The organism is Pseudoxanthomonas sp. GM95, from assembly GCF_900109775.1.
In the GTDB taxonomy this organism is placed as follows: Bacteria; Pseudomonadota; Gammaproteobacteria; order Xanthomonadales; family Xanthomonadaceae; genus Pseudoxanthomonas_A.
The window spans coordinates 274,920-299,966 of sequence record NZ_FOAX01000004.1 but is presented as its reverse complement, the minus strand read 5'-3'; the positions used below and the strand labels follow the sequence as shown (position 1 = coordinate 299,966).

The 25,047-nt window shown below is 67.8% G+C and carries 18 protein-coding genes; 2 read left to right on the top strand and 16 right to left on the bottom strand.

Going from position 1 to position 25,047, the window contains the following annotated elements:
- Positions 1-80 precede the first annotated feature (80 nt).
- The 9 genes from pcaF to BMZ17_RS19245 form a co-directional block, all read right to left on the bottom strand.
- Positions 81-1,289: a 3-oxoadipyl-CoA thiolase gene (gene pcaF / locus BMZ17_RS19285; protein WP_093143506.1), complete on the bottom strand. Its 1,209-nt coding sequence runs from the start codon at positions 1,287-1,289 to the stop codon at positions 81-83.
- A 13-nt stretch (positions 1,290-1,302) separates the two neighbouring features.
- Complete coding sequence (locus BMZ17_RS19280; RefSeq protein WP_093143502.1) at positions 1,303-1,947, bottom strand: 3-oxoacid CoA-transferase subunit B; 645 nt, start codon at positions 1,945-1,947, stop codon at positions 1,303-1,305.
- Positions 1,944-2,624 carry a 3-oxoacid CoA-transferase subunit A gene (locus tag BMZ17_RS19275; protein ID WP_093143500.1) on the bottom strand — a complete coding sequence of 227 codons (681 nt, stop codon included), beginning with the start codon at positions 2,622-2,624 and terminating at the stop codon, positions 1,944-1,946. The genes BMZ17_RS19280 and BMZ17_RS19275 overlap by 4 nt, the downstream gene beginning before the upstream one ends.
- Before the next feature lie 250 nt (positions 2,625-2,874).
- Positions 2,875-4,182: an MFS transporter gene (locus BMZ17_RS19270; protein ID WP_093143492.1), complete on the bottom strand. Its 1,308-nt coding sequence runs from the start codon at positions 4,180-4,182 to the stop codon at positions 2,875-2,877.
- Positions 4,183-4,329: 147 nt separating this feature from the next.
- On the bottom strand, positions 4,330-5,223 hold the full coding sequence (gene aroD / locus BMZ17_RS19265) for a type I 3-dehydroquinate dehydratase (protein ID WP_093143472.1): 894 nt from the start codon (positions 5,221-5,223) through the stop codon (positions 4,330-4,332).
- Between the two features lie 42 nt (positions 5,224-5,265).
- Positions 5,266-6,567, bottom strand: a complete 1,302-nt coding sequence (locus tag BMZ17_RS19260) for a carbohydrate porin (protein ID WP_093143465.1) — start codon at positions 6,565-6,567, stop codon at positions 5,266-5,268.
- A gap of 68 nt (positions 6,568-6,635) precedes the next feature.
- A complete protein-coding gene (locus tag BMZ17_RS19255; protein ID WP_093143462.1) occupies positions 6,636-8,150 on the bottom strand; it encodes a right-handed parallel beta-helix repeat-containing protein in 1,515 nt (504 codons plus the stop codon).
- Between the two features lie 327 nt (positions 8,151-8,477).
- On the bottom strand, positions 8,478-10,841 hold the full coding sequence (locus tag BMZ17_RS19250; RefSeq protein WP_093143461.1) for a Tex family protein: 2,364 nt from the start codon (positions 10,839-10,841) through the stop codon (positions 8,478-8,480).
- A gap of 102 nt (positions 10,842-10,943) precedes the next feature.
- Positions 10,944-12,158 carry an MFS transporter gene (locus BMZ17_RS19245; RefSeq protein WP_093143460.1) on the bottom strand — a complete coding sequence of 405 codons (1,215 nt, stop codon included), beginning with the start codon at positions 12,156-12,158 and terminating at the stop codon, positions 10,944-10,946.
- A gap of 85 nt (positions 12,159-12,243) precedes the next feature.
- Between BMZ17_RS19245 and BMZ17_RS19240 the strand changes: the two genes are divergently transcribed.
- Both BMZ17_RS19240 and BMZ17_RS19235 read left to right on the top strand, forming a co-directional pair.
- Positions 12,244-13,056 carry an AraC family transcriptional regulator gene (locus tag BMZ17_RS19240; protein WP_254775461.1) on the top strand — a complete coding sequence of 271 codons (813 nt, stop codon included), beginning with the start codon at positions 12,244-12,246 and terminating at the stop codon, positions 13,054-13,056.
- Between the two features lie 99 nt (positions 13,057-13,155).
- Positions 13,156-13,329, top strand: a complete 174-nt coding sequence (locus BMZ17_RS19235; RefSeq protein ID WP_093143457.1) for a DUF1328 family protein — start codon at positions 13,156-13,158, stop codon at positions 13,327-13,329.
- 55 nt (positions 13,330-13,384) lie between these two features.
- Here the strand turns inward: BMZ17_RS19235 and BMZ17_RS19230 are convergent, their stop codons facing one another.
- From BMZ17_RS19230 to glyS, 7 genes are all read right to left on the bottom strand, one after another.
- Positions 13,385-15,526: a S46 family peptidase gene (locus BMZ17_RS19230; RefSeq protein WP_093143454.1), complete on the bottom strand. Its 2,142-nt coding sequence runs from the start codon at positions 15,524-15,526 to the stop codon at positions 13,385-13,387.
- 6 nt (positions 15,527-15,532) lie between these two features.
- Positions 15,533-15,964, bottom strand: a complete 432-nt coding sequence (locus tag BMZ17_RS19225) for a hypothetical protein (protein ID WP_139203013.1) — start codon at positions 15,962-15,964, stop codon at positions 15,533-15,535.
- A gap of 255 nt (positions 15,965-16,219) precedes the next feature.
- Positions 16,220-16,540: a type II toxin-antitoxin system RelE/ParE family toxin gene (locus BMZ17_RS19220; RefSeq protein WP_093143999.1), complete on the bottom strand. Its 321-nt coding sequence runs from the start codon at positions 16,538-16,540 to the stop codon at positions 16,220-16,222.
- Positions 16,528-16,785 (bottom strand): type II toxin-antitoxin system Phd/YefM family antitoxin, encoded by a 258-nt coding sequence (locus BMZ17_RS19215; protein WP_093143449.1) that lies wholly within the window; start codon positions 16,783-16,785, stop codon positions 16,528-16,530. The genes BMZ17_RS19220 and BMZ17_RS19215 overlap by 13 nt, the downstream gene beginning before the upstream one ends.
- 52 nt (positions 16,786-16,837) lie before the next feature.
- Entirely contained in the window at positions 16,838-20,674 is a 3,837-nt protein-coding gene (locus BMZ17_RS19210) for a translocation/assembly module TamB domain-containing protein (RefSeq protein WP_093143447.1), read from the bottom strand.
- Positions 20,675-20,679: 5 nt separating this feature from the next.
- Entirely contained in the window at positions 20,680-22,752 is a 2,073-nt protein-coding gene (locus tag BMZ17_RS19205; protein WP_093143446.1) for an autotransporter assembly complex protein TamA, read from the bottom strand.
- A 77-nt stretch (positions 22,753-22,829) separates the two neighbouring features.
- Positions 22,830-25,040 (bottom strand): glycine--tRNA ligase subunit beta, encoded by a 2,211-nt coding sequence (glyS, locus tag BMZ17_RS19200; RefSeq protein ID WP_093143445.1) that lies wholly within the window; start codon positions 25,038-25,040, stop codon positions 22,830-22,832.
- Positions 25,041-25,047 lie beyond the last annotated feature (7 nt).

Sequence of the window (25,047 nt, the reverse complement as noted above, 5' to 3'; positions counted from 1 at the left end):
GGGCTCCGTTGGCGAAGCGGCGCTTTAAGCGCCGCGGGCTTGCTGAAGTTAACTGTGGGACGGCGAGCGTGAGGTGGCGATCAGACGCGCTCGATCGCCAGCGCCACGCCCTGGCCGACGCCGATGCACATGGTCGCAAGACCACGCCGGCCACCGGTCGCTTCCAGTTGCCGCAACAGCGTCAAGGTGATGCGCGCGCCGCTCATGCCCAGCGGATGGCCGATGGCGATGGCGCCGCCGTTGGCATTCACGTGCGCGGCATCGTCGGCGATGCCCAGTTCGCGCATGCAGGCCAGGCCCTGCGCGGCGAAGGCTTCGTTGAGTTCGATCGCGTCGAAGTCGGTGATCGCAAGGCCCAGGCGCGCCATCAGCTTGCGCGTGGCCGGGATCGGACCAATGCCCATGTAGGCCGGCTCCACGCCGGCGCTGGCAAAGCCGAGCACGCGGGCGCGTGGCTTCAGGCCGAGGGCCTGCACCTGTTCGCCCGATGCAAGGAGCAGCGCGGCGGCGCCGTCGTTGATGCCCGAGGCATTGCCGGCGGTGACGGTGCCGGGCTGGCGGAAGATCGGCTTGAGCTTGGCGAGGCCCTCGAGCGTGGTATCGGCGCGTGGATGTTCATCGCGCGTCACCTCGATCGTCTCGCCGCGCTTCTTGCCCGGCGTGGTGACGGCGGTGATCTCGTCGTCGAAGAAACCGGCGGCCTGCGCGGCGGCGGCGCGCTGCTGGCTGCGCAGGGCGAAGGCGTCCTGGTCCTCGCGCGAGATGCCGTAGCGGGCGGCCACGTTTTCGGCAGTTTCGCCCATCAGGTCCACGCCGTAGTCGGCCTTCATCTTCGGGTTGATGAAGCGCCAGCCCATCGTGGTGTCTTCGATCTGCTGGTTGCGGGCGAAGGCGCTCTCGGCCTTGCCCATCACCCACGGCGCGCGCGACATCGATTCGACGCCGCCGGCGATGGCCAGGCCCAGCTCACCCGCACGAATGCCGCGTGCCACCGTGCCGATCGCATCCAGGCCCGAGCCACACAGACGATTGAGCGTGCTGCCCGGCACCGTGTACGGCAAGCCGGCCAGCAGCAGGCTCATGCGCGCGACGTTGCGGTTGTCTTCGCCGGCCTGGTTGGCGCAGCCCAGGTACACGTCCTCGATCAGAGCCGGATCGAGGTCGGGGTTGCGTGCTAGCAGCGCCTTGAGCGGCACTGCGCCCAGGTCGTCTGCGCGCACGCCGCTCAGCGCGCCGCCATAGCGGCCCACCGGCGTGCGGATGCCATCGATGATGAAAACGTCGCTCATTGCTTCACTCCGTTCAGTGCGCCAGCGTCAGGCCGGTCAGGCGCTGCAGTTCGTCGATCGAAAGACCCTCGACCAGCTCGACCACGCGCGCGCCCTCGGTGCCGAGATCGAACACGCCCAAGTCGCTGTACACGCGGCTGACGCAGCGCAAGCCGGTCAGCGGATACGTGCAGTCGGCCACAAGCTTGCTCTCGCCGGTCTTGGTCAGCAGGTCCATCATCACGTAGGTCTGCTTGGCGCCGATCGCCAGGTCCATCGCGCCGCCCACGGCGGGAATCGCGTCGGGCGCGCCGGTGCTCCAGTTGGCCAGGTCGCCATGCTGCGAGACCTGGAACGCGCCCAGCACGCAGATATCCAGATGGCCACCGCGCATCATCGCGAAGGAGTCGGCGTGGTGGAAATAGCAGCCGCCGGTGAGCAGCGTCACCGGCTGCTTGCCGGCGTTGATGAGGTCAGGATCTTCTTCGCCCTTCGCCGGCGCCGGCCCCATGCCGAGCAGGCCGTTCTCGCTCTGCAGGAAGATTTCCTTGTCCGCCGGCAAGTAGTTGGCCACCTGCGTGGGCAGGCCGATGCCCAGGTTCACGTACGCGCCTTCGGGGATGTCGCGCGCCACGCGCTCGGCCATCTGCTCGCGGGTCAGTCGCTGGTAGCCGCTCATGCGAGTGCCTCCTTGTGGCCGACCGCAATCACGCGCTGGACGAAGATGCCGGGCGTGACGACGGTTTCCGGATCGAGCGCGCCGAGCTCGACGATTTCATGCACCTGCGCGATCGTGCACTTGGCGGCCATCGCCATCAGCGGGCCGAAGTTGCGCGCGGTCTTGCGATACACCAGGTTGCCCCAGCGGTCGCCGCGATGCGCCTTGATCAGCGCCACATCGGCGTGGATCGGATATTCGAGGACGTAGTGCTTGCCGTCGATCTCGCGAGTCTCCTTGCCGGCGGCCAGTTCGGTGCCGTAGCCGGTCGGGGTGAAGATCGCGCCCAGGCCATTGCCGGCGGCGTGGATGCGCGCGGCGAGGTTGCCCTGCGGGACAAGCTCCAGCTCGACTTCACCAGCGCGATAGGCCGCATCGAAATGCTGCGAGTCGCTCTGGCGCGGAAACGAGCACACGATCTTGCGCACGCGCTTGTGCTTGATCAGCGCGGCCAGCCCGGTCTCGCCGTTGCCGGCGTTGTTGTTGACGATGGTGAGTTCGCGCGCGCCGTGTTCGATCAGCGCATCGATCAGCTGATCCGGCATGCCCGCGGTGCCGAAGCCACCGATCATCACCGTCGCGCCGTCGCGGATATCAGCCACGGCCGCGGCGCAGGAGGCAAGGGTCTTGTCGATCATGGCGCCACGCCCTGGCCGCGATCACGACGCGGCAAGGTGAGCGGGCGATGCGCGGCAACGCGCGGGGAACGGATCAGGGACATCGAAAGCACATCCTCGGCTTGGCCAACCAGCGCGCACCACGCGCGCGCGAGAGGCAACGGTGAACCTGGAGCAAAACAGCGTCAATCCGAATATCGGAGTTATGTGCGTTATTCGCACAAATTAGACCAAGGTCTAATCCGCTCGCATTGCCTTCAAATGCCGCGCCTCAGCGCTGCGCCAGCAGGCGCATCGACAGCACCGCCACCACCGCCACCAGCAGCGGCAGGGCCAGCACGTAATACAGGTTGGCCGGCTGCCAGCCCGCGTCGACCAGCACGCCGACGGTCATCGGCGAGAGGATCGCGCCGATGCGGCCGATGCCGATCGCCCAACCCAGGCCGGTGGTGCGCACCGAGGCGTCGAACACGATCGGCGCCACCGCATACAGGCCGGCCATCGAGCCGAACAATGCTGCGCCGATCACGAATGCGACCGGGAAGGCCAGGTTCAACTGCGTGCCCAGCGCGGCGAAGACCACCATGCCGACCGCGGCGATGACAAAGCTGCCCGCGGTCAGGCGCGTGATCAGAAAGCGCGACGCCAGCCAGCCGAACAGCGCGCCGCCGACGATGCCGCCCAGGTTGAGCAGCACGCCGCCGGTGATGCCCTGTTCGGCCGACATGCCGGCCTGGACCAGCAGCTTGGGCGTCCAGCTCAGCACGAAGTAGAACGCGAACATGTGCATGAAGAAGCCCAGCGCGATCAGCACCGAGTTGCGGCGCAGGCCCGGCGTGAACAACGCCGCGTAGCCGGCCTTGGGCGGCGTGGCCGGCGGCGCGGGCAGCGCAGCAAGCGCCGGCTGCTGCATGCGCGCCAGCAGGGCGTTGAGGCGCTCCAGCGCGCCTGCGGGACGACGGCTGACCAGGAAGTCGAGCGACTCCGGCAGCAGCACCAGCACCACCGGGATGCACAGCAGCGAGGCCGCCGCGCCGAACACGAACACCGAGTGCCAGCCCCAGTGTTCCAGCATGGCCGCGGCGATCAGGCCACCGATGGTCGCGCCGATCGGATAACCGGTGGCCTGCAGCGCCACCGCGGTGCTGCGCCACTTCGGGCTGGCGTATTCGGCGGTGATCACGCCCACGCCGGCCAGCATGCCGCCGATGCCGATGCCGGTGAGCACGCGCAGCGCGGCCAGCTGCCAGGCGTTCTGGGCGAACGCCGAGGCCAGCATGCCCACGGTCAGGATCACCAGGCACCACAGGATCATCGCGCGCCGGCCATGCTTGTCCGCCAGCGGCGCCAGCACCAGCGAGCCCAGCGCCATGCCCACCAGGCCGGCGCTGAGCATCAGGCCCAGTTCCTTGCCACTCAAGCCCCAGTCGGCCGACACGTGCGGCGCGGCGAAGGCCATGACCATCACGTCGAAGCCGTCGAGCATGTTGAGCAGCACGCAGATGGCGATGGCCAGCCACTGGAAGCGACTCATGCGGTTCAACGTGACAGCGGCGGATGTGGCGTTGGCGTGGGCCATGGCGTCTCCTTGGGTGTTGCGTGACGGGCTCAGGCCCGGTGGTCCGCTGGTGGGACCGATGCGCCTTGCGCAACGCGCATCACGCGCGTTGCAGACGACCGCGCCGCTGAAGATCAGCGGCGCGGATGCGGGCTTGCGCCGCGCGGGTTACTGCGGCTTCTTGGTGGCGTTGTCGAGCGTGGTCAGGATGCCGCGCAGGGTGCCGACCTCGATCTGGCCCGGCGCCGAGGCGGTGCCGATCATGCCGAAGGTCAACGCCTGGCCGAAGGTCTCGCCCGCCAGGCGCGAGACCACGCCGGTCGGGCCCATCGACATGGTCAGCAGCGGCCGGTCGCTGGTTTGGCGCAGCTGCCAGGTCGCATCCAGCAGCTTGAGCACATCGCCCGGGTTCTGCGGCATCACCGCGATCTTCAGCACGTCCGCGCCCAACGCCTGCTGCTTCTGCAGGCGCGACACGATCTCGGCCGTGTCCGGGGTGGCATGGAAGTCGTGGTTGGACATCACGATGTAGGCGCCGGCCTTGTGTGCGTTGGCCACGATCTGCTTGACCACCGCCTCGTCGCGGAACATCTCCACGTCGTACAGGTCCGCCGCCTTGGCCTTGATCAGCGCCGCGTAGAGCTTGCCGTAGTCGGCATCGCTGATCGCGGTGGCGCCGCCTTCGTTCTTGGTGCGGAAGGTCAGGATCACCGGCTTGCCGTTGACCGCGGTGGCGATCTGCGGGGCCAGCTTGATCAGCGCCTTGGCATCGCTGGCGATGTCCAGGTAATCGATGCGCCACTCGACCACGTCGGTATCGGCGTTGGCGCCGATCTTCTGCGCCTGGACCAGCTGCTCGGCCGCGGTCTTGGCGGTGATCGGCACGATGGTCTTGGGCGCGCCTTCGCCGATCACCACGCCTTTCACGGCGATGGTCTTGGTGGCGACGGCGGAAGCAGCGTTGTTGGTCATGTCGGCAGCAAAGGCAGCGGTGGTGATGCCGGCCGTCATCGAGACGGCCAGCAGCACGCGGGCGGCTAGGGTAGTACGGCGAAGCTTCATCTGAATCCCTCCCAGGTGGATGTTGTTGCGCCGAAGGGCGACTTAGAAGGTGACCTTGGCCTGCAGACCCACCGCCAGCGCGTTGTCGGTCTGGGTGTAGGCGAAGGTGCCGGGGTTGGTGATGTACTGCACGTCCGGGCGCAGCATCAGCCACGGGTTGACCTGGAAGCTGTAGGACAGCTCGTACAGCTCCTCGGCACCGGTGAGCGCATACAGCGGCGAATCGGTCGGCACGCCGGCATTGGCCAGGGTGGCGCGACGCGCATCGACCAGGCGGTTGTTGATGTCCGCGCCCACGTAGCCCAGCGCGATGCGGTCCTTCGTGCGATGGCCCACGCCCTGCCACACGCCGCCGATCGCGTACCAGCGCTTGAGCTGGGCGGTATCGGTGTCCGATTCCATGTACTGGGCGAAGGCGACCAGGCCGATGTCGGCATTGGTGCCCGGGGTGTAGGCCTTCTGTTCGACCAGCACGTAGGCGCCGTCGCGGCCGGTCACCGGGCTGGTGTCCAGGCCCTTCTTGGCCACGCGCGAGGTGTCGTAGTACGCGCCGAACTTGTACACGCCCGGATACAACGTGCCGGCGCCCGGCTTCCAGGTCAGCTCGACCGGGAACAGCGAGCCGGTGGTGCCCGACACGCCGGGACGGAACGCGTTGTGCACGTTGTTGCCGGCCAGGTTGGGGTTCACCTGGAACCAGCCGGCGCGCAGGTTCACTTCCTTGGTCAGCTGCTCGGCGAATTCACCGCCCCAGCGCGCCGTCGGATAGTTGTACCAGCCGCTGTTGCCGCTCATCGCCAGCGGATGCGCGCAGAAGGCGGCGTTGACGAAGTTGGTCAGCAGCGTGTGCGAACCGAACTGGTTGCCCATCGCGTAGAAGCCCAGCTTGAAGTACGACTTGCCCTCGTTGAATTTCTGGTCGTAGCTGAACTCGCTCAGGCGCGTGTACTGGCCGCCGTAGGCTTCCTGGATCGGGAAGCGGTTGCCCACCAGATCGGCCGAGGTGCTGCGGCCGCGACGGTCGTTGAGGGTGAAGCGGAAGGTGCCGCCGTCCCAGCCGGCCAGCTTGCCCATGTCCAGGTCGAAGCCTGCGCGGATCTGCTGCGTGTAGCGCGTGCCGGTGTCCAGGCCGCCGTCGACGATGCCCATCGTCTCGCTGACGTAGTCGCCGCGGAAGGTGATGCCCTGGTCCACCAGCGAGGCGCGGCCGCCGTTGAAGCCGCCCAGCAGCGTGCTGGTGTCATAGGTGTCCGCCGCGGCGGCCAGGCCCGGCAGGGCCAGCAGCGCGGCGGCCAGCGGCGCCAGGGCGAACGGAGTGCGGAACGAAGCGTGACGGTACGACATGAGCGTGGGTGCCTTGGAAGGAATGCGAAGAAATGCAGCGCGTCGCGACAGGCGCGCGGCAGGGAAGGTCAGCGTCCGACGGCGTGCGGGGCCGACAGGGGCGAGGTCGCACCATCCAGGGCGGTCACGGTGCTGGTGACGCCGCCGATGCCGGCCGCGTCGTCAGTGGTGAAGCGGAAAACGCCTTGGCCTTGCGCGTCGGTGGCGACCGAGACGCTGCCCAGGTACTGCGCCGCTTCGTCATCGCGGGCCTTGGCATTGCCGAAGACCTCGATGCGATGCACGGTGTTTGCGACACCGCGGAAATGACCGTCGATGGACAGGCTGTTGCCGCTGTGGCGTGCGCTGTCGATGACGGGCGCGACGATACCCCCGTTGGGCGCGGGCTGGCAGTTGTCGTTGACGCGATCGCTGCAGATTCCTGCCTTCTTCGCAGGATCCTGATCGACGCCGATGCCGCGCGAACCGACGAAGATCGCGTGCTCCAGGCCCGGCACGCCGAACACGATCGCACCGCGCTGCTGGCCGGGCACGCAGGCGCCGCCGGCCTGGCAACGCTCGATCTTCAGGCCGTTGCCGGTGATGGCATTGGCGCTGATGCGGTTGGGCAGCGAGGTCGGCTGCGGGCGCACCGCCACGCCGATCCCGTTGCCGGTGATGGTGTTGCCATCGACCACGTTGTCGCGGCCGGTGAGGCTTACGCCGATGGAGTTGCCGGTGAAGGTGTTGGCGCTGATGAAGTTGCGATTGCCCCAGTTGATCTGCAGACCGTCGGAGTAATTCTCGAAGCGGTTGCGCGCCACCGTGTTGTCGTTGCCCCACAGGATCTCGATGCCCTGCGAGGGCTCGGGATTGGCATCGGTGGAGCGGAACACGTTGTCGGCCACCAGGTTCCAGGCCGCGCCGCGGGTCAGCTCCAGGCCGTCGCCGTTGTCCAGGAATTCGTTGCGCACGATGCGGTTGTGGACCGTGGTGGTGGCGGTGGACTGGCCGGTGCCGTCGTCGCCGGTCAGCATCACGCCTGCGCCGCCCTTGTTGGCGACGATGCGGTTGTCATGGATCTCGCTGCCGCTGGTGCGGTTGACCAGCACGCCGATGCAGAAGTTGCGCACTTCCAGCCCGGCCAGTTCCACGCCCTGCGTATCGCGCAGGACCAGGCCGGGCAGGGTGGTGGTGCGCACATTGGTGCCGTACTGGCCTTCGACCGCGCCGGGACAGGCCTTGGTGCCTTCGCCGGTGACATAGGCCGAGCCGTCGATGGCCACGTGCTGGCCGGCCTGCTGCCAGGGCAGGCCAACGATGGCGACCGGGCCCTTGATCTCCGGCAGCGCCCGGGTGGGCTTGATCACGTACGGCGCGGCGCCGACCGCGGCAATCTCGATGCGGTACTTGCCCGGCGCCTGGTTGGCGGTGGTGATCGCCCAGCGCAGCGAACCCGGTGCTTCGTCATCGGCGTAGCGGTCGACCTTGAGCACCTCGCGCGGGGCCGGCACGGGCTCGGCCTGATGGGCACTTGCGGCGCCCGGCAGGCAGGCCAGCAGGACCAACAACAACGGGCTGGCCTTGAATTCGGGACGACGCATGAAGCTCTCCGGGTGCGATCAGGGTCAGGCCGCCAGCGGCGGCGCGAAGGTAGGGCAGACGTGTCGCGGACCTTCCGCGAAGACGGCTTCCAGCCGGCACCACTGCATGGGTGCACACGCTAGGTTCTCCGCAGTGCAGCATTCAAGTTCGAATATCGCTTGTAGGGGCGATATTCGGACAAAACATCTAAGACCTTCGTCCAATGCGCGTGGCGTGAGTCGAATGGCGCCGGCCCCGAGGCACGGACATTCGTGGGCGCATTGCCCGTAGAAGTCGGCGTGTTCGAAGCAAAAGAAAAGGGCCGCTATGCGCGGCCCTTCGGGTCCTCAGTTGCCGCGGGCCTTGGCAAAGGCGGCGGCGAGGGCGTTGTCGGCTGGGGGCGCGGTGGGCTTGGGCGGGCGGGCATTACTGCCGCCGGGACGACCGCCGCGGTCGTTGCGCGGGCCGTTGCCGCGTGGGCCGGCGTTGCGTTCGTCGCGGGCCGAAGGCGCGCCCGGCACGTCGTCCAGGCGACGGGTCAGGGCGATGCGTTTGCGCGCCACGTCCACTTCCAGCACCTTCACCTTGACGATGTCGCCGGCCTTGACCACGTCGCGCGGGTCTTTCACATACGTGTCCGACAGCGCCGAGATGTGGACCAAGCCGTCCTGGTGCACGCCGATGTCGACGAACGCACCGAACGCAGCCACGTTGCTCACCACGCCTTCCAGGATCATGCCTTCGCGCAGGTCCTTGATGTCTTCCACGCCGTCGGCAAAGCGCGCGGCCTTGAACTCGGGGCGCGGGTCGCGGCCCGGCTTTTCCAGTTCCTTGAGGATGTCGCGCACCGTGGGCACGCCGAACTTCTCGTCGGTCAGGCTTTCGGCCTTGAGGCTGCGCAGGAACGCGGTGTCGCCGATGATCTGCTTGACGCCCTTGCCCTGTGCCGTGGCGAGGATGCGCTCGACCACCGGATAGGCTTCCGGGTGTACCGAGGACGCGTCCAGCGGCTGCTCGCCATCGGCGATGCGCAGGAAGCCGGCGCACTGCTCGAAGGTCTTCTCACCAAGGCGCGGCACCTTAAGCAGCGATTTGCGCGAAGCAAACGGACCGTTCTGGTCGCGATACACCACGATGTTTTCCGCTACCGTCGAGGACAGGCCGGAGACGCGCGTCAGCAGTGCGGCCGAGGCGGTATTCACGTCTACGCCCACGGCATTCACGCAGTCCTCGACCTTCGCATCCAGGGCGCGTGCGAGGCGGAACTGGTCGACGTCATGCTGGTACTGGCCGACACCAATGGCCTTCGGCTCGATCTTCACCAGCTCAGCCAGCGGATCCTGCAGGCGGCGTGCAATCGACACCGCGCCGCGGATCGAGACGTCCAGGTTCGGGAATTCCTTGGCCGCCGTTTCCGAGGCCGAATACACCGACGCACCGGCTTCGCTGACCACGATCTTCTGCAGCTTCGGGTTGTTGCAGGCCTTGATGACTTCGCCGGCCAGCTTGTCGGTCTCGCGGCTGGCGGTGCCGTTGCCGATCGCGATCAACGCCACGTTGTGCTGTTCGCACAGGCGCTTGATCGTGTGCAGCGACTGGTCCCACTGACGCTTGGGTTCGTGCGGGTAGATCGTGTCGGTGGCGACCAGCTTGCCGGTGGCATCGACCACGGCGATCTTGCAGCCGGTGCGGATGCCCGGGTCCAGGCCCAGCACCGCGTGCGGGCCGGCCGGCGCCGCCAGCAGCAAGTCCTTGAGGTTGTCGCCGAACACGTCGATGGCCTCGCCTTCAGCCTTCTCGCGCGCCTGGTTGAACAGGTCGAGCATCAGGTGCAGGTGCAGCTTCGCGCGCCAGGTGAGGCGGCAAGCCTGCGACAACCATGCATCGGCCGCGCGGCCTTGCACGCGGATGCCGGCGGCCAGCGCGATGCGGCCTTCGGCATAGGCGTTGCCGGCGTCGAGATCGGCGCCCGGATCAAGTTCGAGCTGGATGAATTCCTCGCGGCGTGCGCGGAACAGCGCCAGCAGACGATGCGAGGGGATTTTCGCCAGCGCTTCGCTGTGGTCGAAGTAGTCGCGGTACTTGGCGCCGGCGTCTTCCTTGCCTTCGATCACCTTGGCGCGGATCACGCCCTCGCTGTCGAGCCAGCTGCGCAGCTCGCCCAGCAGCTTGGCGTCTTCGCCCCAGCGCTCCATCAGGATCGCGCGTGCGCCTTCCAGTGCGGCCTTGGCGTCGGCGACGCCCTTTTCGGCATCGACGAAGCCGGCGGCAAATTCTTCCGGCACGCGCGTGGGATCTTCCAGCAGGCCATCGGCCAGCGGCTCCAGGCCGGCTTCGCGCGCGATCTGCGCACGCGTGCGGCGCTTTGGCTTGTACGGCAGGTAAAGGTCTTCCAGCCGCGACTTGCTGTCGGCGCCCAGGATGTCGCTGCGCAGTTTGTCGGTGAGCTTGCCCTGCTCGTCGATGCTGGACAGGATCGCGGCGCGGCGGTCTTCCAGTTCGCGCAGGTAGACCAGGCGCGTTTCCAGGTTGCGCAGCTGGGTATCGTCCAGGCCACCGGTGACTTCCTTGCGGTAGCGCGCGATGAACGGCACGGTCGCGCCTTCATCCAGCAGCGCGATGGCGGCCAAGGCCTGTGCGGCCTGGGCGCCGATCTCGTCGGCGATGGTCTGGGCGATCTGGCGCGCAAGCGCCGCGGAGAGTTCTGCCATTGCGTTGGGTTCAACCGGACTACAGGGCCGGCGATTGTGGCCCCGTTGCCCGGGTGATCCAAGGCGTTGACATCCCCGCCCGCGCGGGGTTGGCGCCGCGTTTCAGGCGTGCCGGCGATTGGGCAGGAACGCCGCCACGATCCCCAGCAGCGGCAGGAACGAGATCACCTGGTACACCCAGAAGATGCTGGTGTGGTCGGCCAGCACGCCGAGTACCGCTGCGCCCAAGCCGCCCATGCCGAAGGCGAAGCCGAAGAACAACCCCGAAACCGTGCCGATGCGGCTGGGCATCAGTTCCTGCGCATAGACCAGGATGGCCGAGAACGCCGAGGACAGCACGAAGCCGATGATCATCGTCAGTACCGTGGTCCAGCCCAGGCTGGCATAGGGCAGCACCAGCGCGAACGGCGCCACGCCCAGGATCGAGGCCCAGATCACCGGCTTGCGGCCGATGCGATCGCCGACAGGGCCGCCGATCAGCGTGCCGGCGGCCGAGGCCAGCAGGAAGCCAAACAGATGCAGCTGCGCGCTCTGCACCGACAGCTGGAACTTCTGGATCAGGTAGAAGGTGTAGTAGCTGCTCAGGCCGGCGATGTAGAAATACTTGCTGAAGATCAGCACCAGCAGGATCGCGATCACCCAGGCCACGGTGCGGCGTGGCAGCGGCGCGACTTCGAGCACGGCCGCACGCTTGGGCGCGCTCGCGGCCAGCACCAGGTGCTGCTGGTACCAGCGGCCGACATAGCTCAGCAGGCCGATGCCGATCAGCGCCGCGCCGGCGAACCACGCCACGCTGGTGCGGCCGTTGGGCACGATCACCGCCGCGGCGATCAGCGGGCCGATCGCGGTACCGGTGTTGCCGCCGACCTGGAACACCGACTGCGACAAGCCATGCCGGCCGCCCGACGCCAGCCGCGCGATGCGCGAGGACTCGGGGTGGAAGATCGCCGAGCCGATGCCGACCAGCATCGCCGCGCCCAGCACCATCGCGAAGTTGGGTGCGTACGCCAGCAGCACCAGCCCGCACAGCGTCGAGCACATGCCCATCGGCAGCGAGTACGGCGCCGGCTTGCGGTCGGTGCGCAGGCCGATCAGCGGCTGGAACAGCGAGGCGGTCAGCTGGTAGGTCAGCGTGATCAGGCCGACCTGGGCGAAGCTGAGCTGGAACTGCCCCTTGAGGATCGGATACAGCGCCAGGATCAGCGACTGCATCATGTCGTTGACCAGGTGCGAGCTGGTGATCGCCGCGAGGATGCCGACGGCCACCGGGCGTCGGGTCGAGGCGGAAGCGGTCAAAGGCGGTGCGGTCGTGGACATGGCGATCGGGGCGGAAAGGCGCGATGCAGCGCGGAGTGGGCACATGGTAGGGTGCGGGCCGCCGCCCTTCCTGCGCGATCTGGTCATGACCCTTTCTGAAAAGGACATTCCAAAGCATGGCATCGAAGCCGCCGCCGGTCCCGGCCTGACCCTGCCAGCCGACCCGGGCGCCGCGGTGTACTGCAAGGCACGCGATTACGCGCCCGGCACGCTGATTCCATTGCACCACCATCCCGATCGCCACCAGCTGGTCTATGCCGAAGGCGGCGTGCTGGTCGTGCGCGCGGGCAGCGGGCGCTGGGTGGTGCCCAGCACGCGTGCGCTGTGGATGCCGGCCGGCATGGGCCACGAGGTCCACTGTATCGGCCTGGTGCGCATGCGCAGCCTGTACGTGCTGCCCGAGGCCATCGCCCAGCCACCGGCCGGGCCGTCGACCGTCTCGATCACGCCGCTGTTGGCTGCGCTGATCCACGCCGCGGTTGACGTGCCGCAGCCTTACGCCGCGGACTCGCGTGACGGCCGGTTGATGCGCCTGGTGCTGGACGAACTGCAGACCTTGCCGGTCCTTCCACTGCACCTGCCCGAGCCGGCCGACCCGCGCCTGCGGATCATCAGCCAGCAGCTGGAACGCGCGCCGGAAGATCCCTCCACGCTGCAGGACTGGGCCGCGCGCCTGCAGGTGGACGTCAAGACGATCCAGCGCCTGTGCGCGCGCGACCTCGGCATGACCTTCGGCCAGTGGCGGCAGCAGTCGCGCCTGCTGCGCGCGCTGGAACGCCTGGCCGTCGGCGAGAAGGTGATCGACGTGGCCCTGTCGCTGGGCTACGACAGCCCCAGCGCGTTCGCGACCATGTTCAAGCGCCGCTTCGGCCAGTCGCCGAGCCAGTTCTTCCGCTGATCTTTTGCCGGGGTGAGCGCGGCGTGCGGGCGTCGTCACTCCGCGCGCACCGGGCGCTGGCTAGGGTGCGCGCCATCTCAACGTCAAAGGACCCGACCCATGCTCAAGTGGGCATTGATCTTCGCCATCATCGGTGTGATTGCCGGCGTGCTTGGCTTCGGCGGCATCGCCGGCGGCGCGTTCGCCATCGCCAAGTTCCTGTTCTGGGCCTTCATCATCATCGCCTTGATCCTGCTGGTGCTGGGCGTGACGATCTTCAAGAAGGTCACCTGACGCTTTACTGCGTCAAGCGCACGAAAAAGGGCGACGGTGACGTCGCCCTTTTCTTTTACTCCGCCGGCAGGCCTATTTCCTTCAGCAGTTCCGGCGCCGGATACACCTTGGCCAGCAGCCAGCGGATGTAGCGCGTGTCGACGTGGATCGCCCGCTTGTAGCGCGGGTCGTACCACCAGCTGGCGCTGACCGCTTCCCAGTTGCTGTCGAAGTTCAGGCCCATCAGCTCGCCCTTGGCGTTGAGCACGGGCGAGCCGGAGTTGCCGCCGGTGGTGTCCAGGTTGGTCAGGAAATCCACCGTCTGGGTCTTCAGCACGGGATCGGCGGTGCTGCCGAAATCGCCCTTGGCGATCGCCTCCAACAGCGGCCGCGGCGCATCGAACGGCACCACGCCGGTGTTCTTCTCCACGATGCCGGCCACGGTGGTCACCGGCGCGTAGGCCACCGCATCGCGCGGCGCCAGCGGCGCCACCTTGCCGAAGCTCACGCGCAGCGTGCTGTTGGCATCGGGATAGCTGGCACGGTCCTGCTTGGTGCGCCATGCGGCCAGTGCCTGCATGTAGGCCGGGCGCAGGCGCAGCAGGTCGCCTTCGCGGGTCTTGCGCGCGTTCTCCAGCTGCAGCTGTGCCGGCACCAGCCTGGCCGCCAGCGCGATCAGCGCATCATCGGCCAGCGGCTTGCCTTCGCGTGCAGCGGCGAAGCGCGACAGGCGCTCGTCTTCGGTGCCCAGCGCGGTGGCGCCATACAGCGCATCCAGCGCCTTGGCCAGTTCCGCAGGCGTGCGGCCGAACGCGGCATCGAACGCCGGCACGCGCTGCGCATCGGGCAGCTGCTGGTAGCGGCCCAGCAGGATGGTCAGCAAGGCTTTTTCGGTGGCCGGGTCGTAGCGCCGCTGCACCTGCTTAAGCACGCCTTCGATCAGCGCCTGGTCGCGCTGCTGGTAACCGGTCTCGCGCTGCGCGTCGGGCTTGGCCGACTCGATCCGCAGGCGCTCCAGGGTCAGTGCCGAACGCATCAGCTGCGTCTGGGTGGCGATCAGGCCCAGCAGCAGTTCGCGGTCGCCCTGGGACTGGCCTTCGGCCAGCAGCGTTCGCAGCTCGGTGATGCGCTGGGACTGCGTGCCGCGCGTGGCGGCGAGCATGCCCTGCTCATCCTGGTCGCGCAGATGCGCGGCTTCGCTGCGCAGCAGGCCTTTCAGTTCGCCGGCGGCGCGCTTGCGGTTGTTCTTCAGCGACTGCAGCTGCGAGGCGTAGCGCGTGCGCGCCTCGGCATTGGCCTTGCCGGCCTGCTCGATGGTGTCGATCAACGCATCCAGCACCGTCACGCGTGCCGGCAACACATGGCCGACCTGCGCCTTGAACTCGGCCGCGGTGCGGTTGCGATACGTCGTGCCGGGATAGCCGGCGAGCATGGCGAAGTCGCCTTCCTTCGGCCCGTCGAGCGCGACCTTGAGGAACGCCGGCGCCTGATAAGGCACGTTGTCGGTGCTGTAATCGGCCGGCTTGCCGTCCTTGCCGACGTAGGCGCGCAGGAACGTGAAGTCGCCGGCGTGGCGCGGCCACATGAAGTTGTCGATCTCGTCGCCGTAATTGCCGATCGCGCGCGGCGGTGCATAGACCAGGCGGATGTCGCGCAGTTCCAGCTGGGTCATGCGGTAGAAGTCAGCGCCGTAGTTCATCGTCGCCACGCTGCAGCGCACGCCGCCCGGCGCTTCGCACGCCGCGACCAGGCGCTTGGTCGCATTGTCCACCGCGTCGTAATAGGCGCGGCCGGTCTTGCCCTTGGCGCCGGCCAGCACCTGCTCGGTGACGTTGTCGAAGGCGGTGGTCACCAGCACGCGGAAGTCCGGGTTGGCTGGCAATTCCTCGCCGCGCGCATGCGAGACGAAGCCATCGTCGATCAGGTTGGCGCCGGCCTTGGTGTTGTACTGGATCACGCCGTAGGCGACGTGGTGATTGGTAACCAGCAGACCATCGTGCGAGACGAACGAGCCGGTGCCACCGCCGATCTTCACCACCGCGCTCAGCGGCGCCTGCGTGACGTCGGCGAGGTCCTGCGGGTTGCCGCGGAAGCCGGCCTCGCGCAGTTGGTCGGCCAGGCCCGGCAACTGCGACGGCATCCACATGCCTTCGTCGGCACGGGCGGTGGAAGAGAGCAGCAGCGCCAGCGAGGCGGCCAGGGGCAGGGTGCGGGTCATGCGGGCCTACGATGCGATTCGAAACGTGGCGGCGACAGTAGCCCCGCGCCGCGCAGGCGGCAAATACCGGGTGCATGACGGTTCGGTCATGGGCGTGTTCGACAGCTGCGGGACCACCGGCGCCGCGCGTCGCACCAGCGTCCACCACGCCACGTGCAGCCGCAACCAGAGCGCGCGTCCCCGCCGCGCGCGGCGCAAGGTGTGCGAGCACCAGGCACGCGCCGTGCGACACATCGGCCAGCGCTTTGTGCCCGCGCCCAGCCATTGCAGCGACGGTGCGAGGACGGCGTAACGCAGGCCACGCAGCATCGGCAACAGCACATCGGCATAGGTCGACAGCACCTGCGCGCCGAACAGCATCAGCAGCAGGTCCAAGCCGATGGCATCCAGCACCGGCACCATCAGCCGCACCTCCGGATGCGAGGCGAACAGCAGCATGACCAGCAGCACCACGACCCAACGCACGTGGCGTCGCCAGCGAGGAGGGAGAAACGACAGCATGTCAGCGATCCTCGCGGCCAAGTCCAATGGCCTTCAGCGATGACATGTGGCCTGTGGTCTCGGAGACAAGCGCATCAAATGTTACTGCGCGTTGGGTCGCACATGGATCTTCAACGGCATCGGCAGTGTTCGGCCGGGCATTTGTCGCTTGTCGCGAAGAAGAGGCGAAAGATCGTCGCCGATGTCGGACAGCTACCGCTTGGCGGGTTTGACTGGTGCGTTCAACGCGCTTCTGCGAAGCAGACGTTCCGTCCGCATCACATGCAGGATCACGACCCGCGTGCCATCGACGCGATAGAACACGCGGCAAGGCGGCTCGATGATCTGTCGATAGCGCGACTTGCCAAGCTCTTTGGGGCGGCTGCCGCTATTGGGATGGTCTGCCAGCTGCTCGACATGGATAAAAACGCGCTGCACCAGGGCGGCGGCAGCGGCTGGGCTTTCAAGCGCGATGTAGTCCGCGATGGCGTCGAGGTCGGCCAGTGCAGGCTCGGACCAGATTATTTCAGCCATCGACCCATGCGCTGCTTGGCTTGCGCATGCGAGACCGAGCGGCCTTCCGCGAGCGCCTGCTCGCCGCGCGCAATGCCTTCCAGAATCCCCAGACGCTGCTGCAGTGCCTGATAGGTTTCGACATCGACCAGGTACGCGCTCGGCAGACCATGCTGAGTGATCAGGATCGGCTCGCGATCGCGCTCGATGTCCGAGAGCAACTCGGTGGCCTGGCGTTTGAGGGTGGTAACCAGTTCGGTGCGCATGGAGTGATACTAAAATGCCACTCTAGCGAGTGCAACCAACCCGGGAACTGGCCTACTTTTCCTTCCGCCAATTAATCGACCCGCGCGTTTCCACCGTGGACGACTCGACCTCGGCGTTGAAGCCCTTGCGCAGGAGGTACTTGAGCGTGACCACCGAGCCGGAGCCGATCATCGACACGCCGTAGCTGACGTAGAGCTTGGGCGAGAGGTACTTGCCGACGCCGAACACCGAGCCGCCCATCGTGCGCGATTCGAGCACGCCGGCATCGTCCAGGCCGATCTTGGCGCCCAGCTGCGAAGCGAGCAGGCCGGCGCCGGCGGAGAGCGCGGAAGAGGCCGCGCTGACCTGCTGGGTTTCCTCGCTGCTGGCCGTGCTCAAGCTGCGGCCCAGCACCAGGTACGCGAGCGCGTCGGACTCGGAGGTTTCCGGGTTGGACCAGACGCTGGCGCGCGGCGCGCTGGCGCGGCCGGTGACGTCGATGCCCGCGGTCACACCGGCGCTGATCACTTCGCGTTCGGCGCGGATGTTGATGTTGGGATCGGACACATCGTCGTTGCTCCAGCTCAGCTGGCCGCGCGAGATGGTGAGTTTTTGTCCATAGGCGGTGTAGCGGCCGTCCACGTCGAGCTGGCCTGTGGCCGACATCGCGCGGCCGGCGCGCGAGTGCACGCTCATCTCGCCCTGCAGTCCGCCTTCCAGGCCGAAGCCGTTGAGCTTGACCTGGTTGCCGAGGTTGATCGCCAGGTCCAGCTTGAGCAGCGAGCTGCCGCCTTTCTTCGGGTCGGCCGGGTCCAGCACCACCACGTCCTCCGACGTGGACACGCCCTCGCTGAGTTTTTCCAGATTGATATTGGCCGATGGCACCGTGACCTGGCCGCCCACGCCCAGCACGTTGCCCTGCAGGGCGATGGTCATGTCCGGCGCGATCACCGCGCGCAGCTCGGTGGTGTCCGAGGCCAGGAAGTTGTCGCCGCGCACCTTGAACAGCAGCGGCTCGTTCTGGCCCTGCCAGCCCAGCGCGCCATCGATGTTGAGCGTGCCGCCGGTGCCCCTACCGCCGGTGGCCGACTGCGACTTCATGCTGCCGGCGATCTTGGCGCTGCCGTCGGACAATGCGGTCAGCGAGGCCTTGCCCTCGATCAGGGTGATGCCCAGCGCTGGCAGGTCGCCGGTGAAGTCGGCCAGGTCGGCCTCGCCGCTGAGCAGCGGCGTACCGCGCGTGCCGGCGATGCCGATGTGGCCCTTCAGCTTGCCCTGCGGGCGCACCAAGTCCGGCGAGAACAGCTCCAGCCAGAACAGGCGATCGTTGTAGAGATACACATCGCCCTTGAGCGGAGCGAAGTCATCCCAGCCGGTGGTGAACTTGGCATCGATGAAGCCGTTGCCCGCAAAGCCGGTGCCCAGGCGCGCCTGGATCTGCTGCGGGGTCATGTCCACGTCGATGCTGAAGTGGTCGTAGTGGACGATCTCGCCGCGCGTGTTCTTGCCCATGCGCAGGCCGCCATCCATCGAGGCCAGGTGCACCTTGCCCTGCCAGGCGTTGCCCTGCGGCTTGAGGTTGGCGTCCAGGGTGAGGTCACCGCGCAGGGTCAGCGGGCGGCCGTCATCGGGCGGCAGCCACGGCTGGATCAGCGTCAGCGGCAGCTTGTCCGAATGCGCGCTGACGCCATTGCGCGGCCAGTCGGCCGACACGCACAGCGTGCCGCCATCGCCGCCGGCCAGGCAGCTGTCGGACAGGGTGAAGGCATTGCCGGACTGGGTGAAGCGCGCGGCCTGAGTCAACGCCCAGGCATCGCCCTTGGACGGCACGATGCGCAGCGTCTCCAGCGCGCCGGACCAGGCGTCGCCCTTCTGCTGGGCGGTGCCGGCCAGGGTGAGCGAGGCCATCGGGTTGTCGGCCTGCACGTTGAGCTGCAGGTTCTGCACGGCGCCGCGCGCGTCCACGCTGAGCTTGTCCAGCAGCAGCCCGGCCTGCACCGCAGTGCCGCGCACGGCCAGTTCGCCGCCGCTACCAGTCCACGGCAGGCGACCCTTGAGGCTGATCGCGTCGGCGCCGTAGGTGTCGTACTTGAGGCCGTTGCCGGACAGGTCCGCATCGATGGTGGGCGTGGCACGCGGGCCGGTCAGCTTGACCGTGCCGGACAGGCTGCCGGTGGCCTGCGGCAGCAGGTCGGCCAGCTGCAGCGGCGTCAGCTGCGCGTCGATGTCCAGCGTGTCGGCGACCTTGCCCTGCGCCTGTACGTGGCTGGCGCCCAGGGTGAGGTCGAGCTTGCCGTCGCCGTTGTCGCCGTGCAGGTTGAAGTTGCCGCTGCCGGCCAGCTTGCGTTCGCGCAGGCGGCCGCCGAGCTGCGGGATGTCCAGCGTGGCGTCGAAGCCGGTGCCGGCATTGGCTGCCGGATCGCGCTGCGCGCCCTTGCTGGCCAGCTTGCCGGTGACCGCGCCGTCCCAGCCGGCGGCGAAGTAGCCCGGGTCGAACTCCTTGAGGTTGGCTTCCACATCCCAGGCCAGCTGCGGCGCCCAGCCGACCTGGCCGGTGACATCCAGCGCACCGGCCGGCGTGGTCGCACGCAGGGTTTTCAGCAGGACTTTTTCGAGATCGCCGCGGCCGTCGAACTCGACCTTGGCCGTGTCCTTGCCGCGCGCTAGGTCGGCCTTCCCGATCGCGACCCAGCGCGCCTTGCGCCCGGCCACGCCCAGGTCGGCGTTGGCGTCGATGCGCTGGTCGGCCTCGCCCCAGGCCAGGTCGCGCGCGTTGACCGCGAACTTGAAGGTCGGATCTTCGGTGTCCTTGAAATCGGCGTGGCCGCGCAAGGTGATGCGGCCGCCCAGCAGCTGCACCGCCAGCGGCTGCACCGTGAGCGTGGTGCCATCGATGCGCACGTGCGAAGGCTCGATCACCACCAGGTTGTCGCCCTGCTTGGCTTCGCCGCTGATCGCCGCGCCGCCATCGGTGCCGCTGGCCTGCAGGTCGAACGCCAGCGGCGGCGCATCGGCCGCGCCCACGCCGAACAGGGCCAGGTCCAGCTGCTTGCTCACCGCATGCAGCGCCCAGTCCGGCTTGGTCGCGCCGCGCACGTCCAGGTGCACCTTCACCGGCGCCGGCGCGTTGCCGCCGACGGCGACCTCCATATGGCGCACGTCGCCACGCGCGACCAGGCCCAGGCGTGCCGGCGTCTTGCCGCGCGGGGCGGGGAAGCCGGCCGACACGGTCAGGTCGGTCTCGTAGTTGTCGCCCGGGCGGTAATGCCCATCCAGCGAAAAATTGCCCAGGTTGCTGCGCACCTTGACGCCGGTGACTTCGGTATAGCCGTCGCCCACGTCGATGCCGCCGCGCGCGCTGGACACATCCACCACCGTCTCGCCGGCCGAGGTGTAGCGGAAGCCATCGATCACCAGCGTGTCGGCCTGGATGTTGAGCGGCAGTTCGATCTGCGGCATCACGTCGGGCCAGCGCGGCAGCTTGAACGGCTCGTCCGGGCTGGGCGGCATGTCCAGCACCGCGTCCTCGATCTCCAGCGTATCCAGGCGCAGGCGCTTACCCAATAGCGGGCGCAGGTCCGGATCCAGCGTCACGCGCTTGGCGGTGAAGTCGATGGTGTCTAGGTGGAAGTGCACATCGCGCAGCGTCAATGGGCCGGCGACCGGGCCTTCGGCACTGCTGTAGGTGAAGGTGGAACCGGCCGGCAGGCGCGCGGTGATCTGCGCCAGCAGCACATCGCGCCCGGCCACGGTCTGCAGCAGCCAGTAGAGCGCCACCAGCAGGCCGACCACCAGCACGCCGATGCCGATGCCGCTGCGGATCGCCAGCTTGCGCACGCGCGCCTTGCGCCGCGCGCGCAGCTCGGCGATGCGCGCTTCGCGCTCCTCCGGCGTGATGTCTTCCGGCATGCGGCTCACAGGCTGGCCCCGATGCTCAGGTACAGCTGCACGACCGAGTCGGGATCATTCAGGCCATGGGCGATGTCCACGCGCACCGGCCCGATCGGCGACTTGTAGCGCACGCCAAAGCCCACGCCGGTCTTGAAGTCCGGCGAGTCGTTGTAGGCCGTGCCCGAATCGACGAACACCGCGCCGCCGAATGGCCCACCCTTGTAGTAGTGCTCGTACTCGACGCTGCCGGTGATCAGCTTGTTGCCGCCGACCGAATACTCGCCGCCATCGGTGCGCACGCGCGGACCGACTTCGCGGTACTGGTAGCCGCGGATGCTGTTGTCGCCACCGGCGTAGAAACGCAGGCTCGGCGGCAGCGCATCCTGCGAGGCAACCGAGGTCTGGCCGACTTCGCCGCGCACGATCAACCGGTCGTTGAGGCCGAAGCCCTTGTACCAGCGCCCGCCGATCAGCAGCTGGCCGAAGTTGGTGTCCGAGCCGGCGCCTTCCAGGCCGCCACGCAGCGTGGCGGTGGCGGTGATGCCGCTGCGCGGGAACAGGCGGTCGTCGACGTTGACGTACTTGGCTTCCAGCTGCGGATACACGTAGGTGGCGTAGCGATACGGCGCGACGGCCTCGGCACCGTCGCTATCGTCGTCGGCCAGCTGGAACAGCCAGCGCTCGCGCAATGCGTGGATCGAGGCGGTAATCGTCCAGTTCTCGTTGAGCTGGCCGCTGCGGCTGCCGATCAGTTCGATCCGGCGCGTGTCGATGTAGTCGGTCTGCTCGTCGTAGAGCTGTGCGGTGGCCGCGTACCAGCCGTCGAGCCACTTGAACGCGGGGATGCGATAGGTCGTGGTCAGCGCCTTGCGGTTCTGCGCGTAGTCCAGCAGCGTCTTGAGCTTGTGCCCGCGCGAGTTGACGTAGCGCCGCTCCACGCCGGCCAGGAAGCCCGCGCCGTACTCGGTGCCGTAGCTCAGGCCGTACTGGTAGATGGTGCGCGGCGCCAGCTTGAGGTTGACCTCGATCGGCACGCGTCCATCGACAGCGTTGTCCACGTCGGGCTGGATGTCGATGTTGCTGAAGTAATCCAGCGCCACCAGCGACTGGCGCAGGCGATCGAGCTTGCCCTGGTGGTAGTAGCTGCCTTCGTCCCAGTACACCAGCCGGTCCAGCAGGCCAGGGCGGAAATAGCTCTGGTTGAAGTGGGTCGGGCCCATGTCGTAGCGGATGCCGCTGACCCAGGACAGGTCGATGTCGGCCGCGTGCTGCGCGCGGGTCACTTCCACCTTGCGCGTCTCGAAGTCCGCATCCAGGTAACCGCGCTCGGCAAGGCGACGCACGATCTTGAGCTTGCTGGCTTCGTAGGTCTGGTGGTCGAACGCCGCGCCCTTGGCCGGCGCGAAGTCCTTCAGGTCCTGGGCCAGATAGCGGTCGCTGCCGCCTTCGCCATCGATGCGGATATCTGCATCGCGCACGCGCACCGGCTCGCCCGGGGTCACGGTGATGGTGACGCTCATATGGTCGGCCGGCGCGCGCTGGCGCGGCGTGGCGCTGGCGGTGCCGGATGACGTGCCATCTGTGGCCTGCTGGGCGACGGCGCCTTCGCCGCCCGCGGCATTGGCCGGCGCAGTGGAGGTGGTCACCTTGCCGTCTGCATCGCTGCTGTCGCGCTGGACATCGCCGGCCGGAGCACTGGCGTTATCGCCGGTGTCGTCGTCGTCCTGGTCGTCCTTGTCTTTTGCTTTGTCCTTGCCGCCCTTCTTTTCCTTCTCGATCCGGGCCGCATCGGCGGCACTGAGCCGCTCGGAGGTCACTTCGATCGTGGGCGAGTAATAGCCGAACGGTTCCAGCGCGCCGGCCGCTTCGTCCTTGGTCTGCTCCATCAGGTATTCCAGGCGCGCCTCGCCCAGGCGCGTGCCCAACGCATCGTTGAGCGTCAGCGCCACGCGGATGTTCTCGGCCATGGCGCGCTGGGTGTCGTCGTCTTCGTTGAGTCCCTTGATCTGGACTTTGTCGACGATGGCCGCGGCCATTGATACCGCGGGCATCAGGATCAGCACCACGGCGATGGCGAGCGGGGGAAGGACGCGCATGCCCGAAGCATACCCGGCGACCCCGCTGGATCGGGTTAAGGCGTCATGACGAGGGCGCGCGCAGGCGCCCGGCTTTGTCACGCCGACAGCTGCGCGATGTCGGCCACCGCGCCGAAACGGCCATGCAGGCGCTGCAGTAGCGCCAGGCGGTTGGCCCGCACGGCCGCGTCCTCGGCGTTGACCATCACCCCGTCGAAGAACATATCCACGGCCTCGCGCACCAGCGCCAGGCGCGAGAGCACCTGGACGTAATCGTGCTGGTGCAGGGCGGTGTCGGTGTCGCCGATGGCCGCTTCGACCGCTTCGGCCAGCGCGGCCTCGGCCGGATGCTCGATCAGGCCACGGTTGATGTGGTCGGGGATCTTGAAGCCCTCGGCCTCGGCCTTCTTGAGGATGTTGCCGATGCGCTTGTTGGCCGCGGCCAGCGTCGCGGCCTCGGGCAGTGCGGCAAAGTTGCCGATGGCCTCGATGCGACGGTCGAAGTCGTACAGCGACGCGGGCTTGAGTTCGGCCACGGCGTTGAACTGCACGGTGGTCACGCCCTTGTCGGCGTAGTAGCCGCGCAGGCGGTCAAGGATGAAGTCGTAGAGCGCGTCGCCGGATTCAGCAGCTTCGGCGCTGACTTGCTTATCTGCGAAGAGCTCGGTGATATCACGAGAGACAGCGACACCAGAAGCCTCAGCGCGTGCGGTCAAATTCTGGATGTCGCTGAGAAGCGCTTGCGACGCACCTGTCTTCATCGCGCTCTGAGCAAGCACTCCGGCAAGCCAAGCAAGCCACTTGATATCCAGATCAAACCCACTCTCAATGATCGTCCGCGCCAGCCCCAGCGCATTACGCCGCAGCGCAAACGGGTCCTTGTTGCCGGTCGGCTTCAGACCCGCGGCAAAGCCGCCGGCCAGCGTGTCCAGGCGTTCGGCAATGGCCAGCACCTTGCCCAGCGGCGACAGCGCGATGTCGTCACCAGCGAAGCGCGGCTGGTAGCTCTCGTCGATGGCCAGCGCAACCTCGGACGGTTCGCCCGCGGCAACCGCGTAGTGGCGACCGGCGATGCCCTGCAGTTCGGGGAACTCGCCGACCATGCGCGACTGCAGGTCGTTCTTGGCCAGCTGCGCGGCGCGGCGCGCGGCGCCTGCATCGGCGCCGACCTGCGTCGCGATCACCTCGGCCAGCGCCGCCACGCGCGCGACCTTGTCGGCGACGCTGCCCAGCTTGGCCTGGTAGGTGACCGTCTTGAGGCCATCGCCCATCGACACCAGGCCCTGCTTGAGGTCCTCGTCGAAGAAGAACTTGGCATCGGCAAAGCGCGGACGGATCACACGCTCGTAGCCAGCGCGCACCTGGGCCGGATCGCGCGATTCGATATTGGCGATGCCGATGAAATGCTCGGTCAGCTTGCCGTCGCGCAGCACCGGGAAGAACTTCTGGTTGATCTCCATCGTCTCGATCAGCGCTTCCTGCGGCACCGCCAGGAAGTCGGCCTCGAAGCTGCAGGCGATCGCGTTGGGCCACTCGGTCAGGCAGACGACCTGTTCCAGGTTGTCGTCGGTGACGCGGGCATCGCCGTCCACGCTGCGCGCGGCGGCCTGCACCTGTTCGACGATGCGCGCGCGGCGCGCCTGCGGATCGACCAGCACGCGCGCGGCGGCCAGTGCGTCGATGTAGTCGCCCGGCGTGCCGATCCACACCGGCTTGTCGTGTTCGAAGCGATGGCCGCGGCTCATGCGGTCGGAGGTGATGCCCATCAGCGGCATCTCGATCACCGCATCGCCCAGCAGTACCACCAGCCACTGCACCGGACGGGCGAAAGCGTAGTCGTGGTCGCCCCAGCGCATCGGCTTGGGGATCGGCATCGCGGCGATGGCTTCGGCGATCACCTCCGGCAGCAGGTCGGCGGTGCGCGCGCCTGGCTTGGTGGCGCGCAGCACGAAGCGCTCGCCCTTGGCATCGGTGGCGCGTTCAAGCTGCGTCCACTCCACGCCGGCCTTGGCGGCGAAACCGCTCAGCGCCTTGGTCGGCTGGCCATCGGCATCGAGCGCGATGTTGACGTAGGGGCCGAACACTTCGCTGGCCTGCTCGGGCTGCTCGGTCGACACGCCCGGCAGCAGCACCGCCAGGCGGCGCGGGGTGAACAGCGGCCGCGCGTCAGTGGCATCGACGGCCACGCCGCGCTTTTCCAGCCCGGCCTTGATGCCATCGAACAGCGCATCGGCCAGGCCCGGCAGCGCCTTGACCGGCAGCTCTTCGGTGCCCAGTTCGATCAGGAGGGGTTGCGTCTGTGAATCCATGAAGAAA

Bases quoted from the DNA above. Each gene is read 5' to 3' on its own strand.
- pcaF (WP_093143506.1), bottom strand. From the start codon at position 1,289: ATGAGCGACGTTTTCATCATCGATGGCATCCGCACGCCGGTGGGCCGC.
- BMZ17_RS19280 (WP_093143502.1), bottom strand. From the start codon at position 1,947: ATGAGCGGCTACCAGCGACTGACCCGCGAGCAGATGGCCGAGCGCGTG.
- BMZ17_RS19275 (WP_093143500.1), bottom strand. From the start codon at position 2,624: ATGATCGACAAGACCCTTGCCTCCTGCGCCGCGGCCGTGGCTGATATC.
- BMZ17_RS19270 (WP_093143492.1), bottom strand. From the start codon at position 4,182: ATGGCCCACGCCAACGCCACATCCGCCGCTGTCACGTTGAACCGCATG.
- aroD (WP_093143472.1), bottom strand. From the start codon at position 5,223: ATGAAGCTTCGCCGTACTACCCTAGCCGCCCGCGTGCTGCTGGCCGTC.
- BMZ17_RS19260 (WP_093143465.1), bottom strand. From the start codon at position 6,567: ATGTCGTACCGTCACGCTTCGTTCCGCACTCCGTTCGCCCTGGCGCCG.
- BMZ17_RS19255 (WP_093143462.1), bottom strand. From the start codon at position 8,150: ATGCGTCGTCCCGAATTCAAGGCCAGCCCGTTGTTGTTGGTCCTGCTG.
- BMZ17_RS19250 (WP_093143461.1), bottom strand. From the start codon at position 10,841: ATGGCAGAACTCTCCGCGGCGCTTGCGCGCCAGATCGCCCAGACCATC.
- BMZ17_RS19245 (WP_093143460.1), bottom strand. From the start codon at position 12,158: ATGTCCACGACCGCACCGCCTTTGACCGCTTCCGCCTCGACCCGACGC.
- BMZ17_RS19240 (WP_254775461.1), top strand. From the start codon at position 12,244: ATGACCCTTTCTGAAAAGGACATTCCAAAGCATGGCATCGAAGCCGCC.
- BMZ17_RS19235 (WP_093143457.1), top strand. From the start codon at position 13,156: ATGCTCAAGTGGGCATTGATCTTCGCCATCATCGGTGTGATTGCCGGC.
- BMZ17_RS19230 (WP_093143454.1), bottom strand. From the start codon at position 15,526: ATGACCCGCACCCTGCCCCTGGCCGCCTCGCTGGCGCTGCTGCTCTCT.
- BMZ17_RS19225 (WP_139203013.1), bottom strand. From the start codon at position 15,964: ATGCTGCTGTTCGCCTCGCATCCGGAGGTGCGGCTGATGGTGCCGGTG.
- BMZ17_RS19220 (WP_093143999.1), bottom strand. From the start codon at position 16,540: ATGGCTGAAATAATCTGGTCCGAGCCTGCACTGGCCGACCTCGACGCC.
- BMZ17_RS19215 (WP_093143449.1), bottom strand. From the start codon at position 16,785: ATGCGCACCGAACTGGTTACCACCCTCAAACGCCAGGCCACCGAGTTG.
- BMZ17_RS19210 (WP_093143447.1), bottom strand. From the start codon at position 20,674: ATGCCGGAAGACATCACGCCGGAGGAGCGCGAAGCGCGCATCGCCGAG.
- BMZ17_RS19205 (WP_093143446.1), bottom strand. From the start codon at position 22,752: ATGCGCGTCCTTCCCCCGCTCGCCATCGCCGTGGTGCTGATCCTGATG.
- glyS (WP_093143445.1), bottom strand. From the start codon at position 25,040: ATGGATTCACAGACGCAACCCCTCCTGATCGAACTGGGCACCGAAGAG.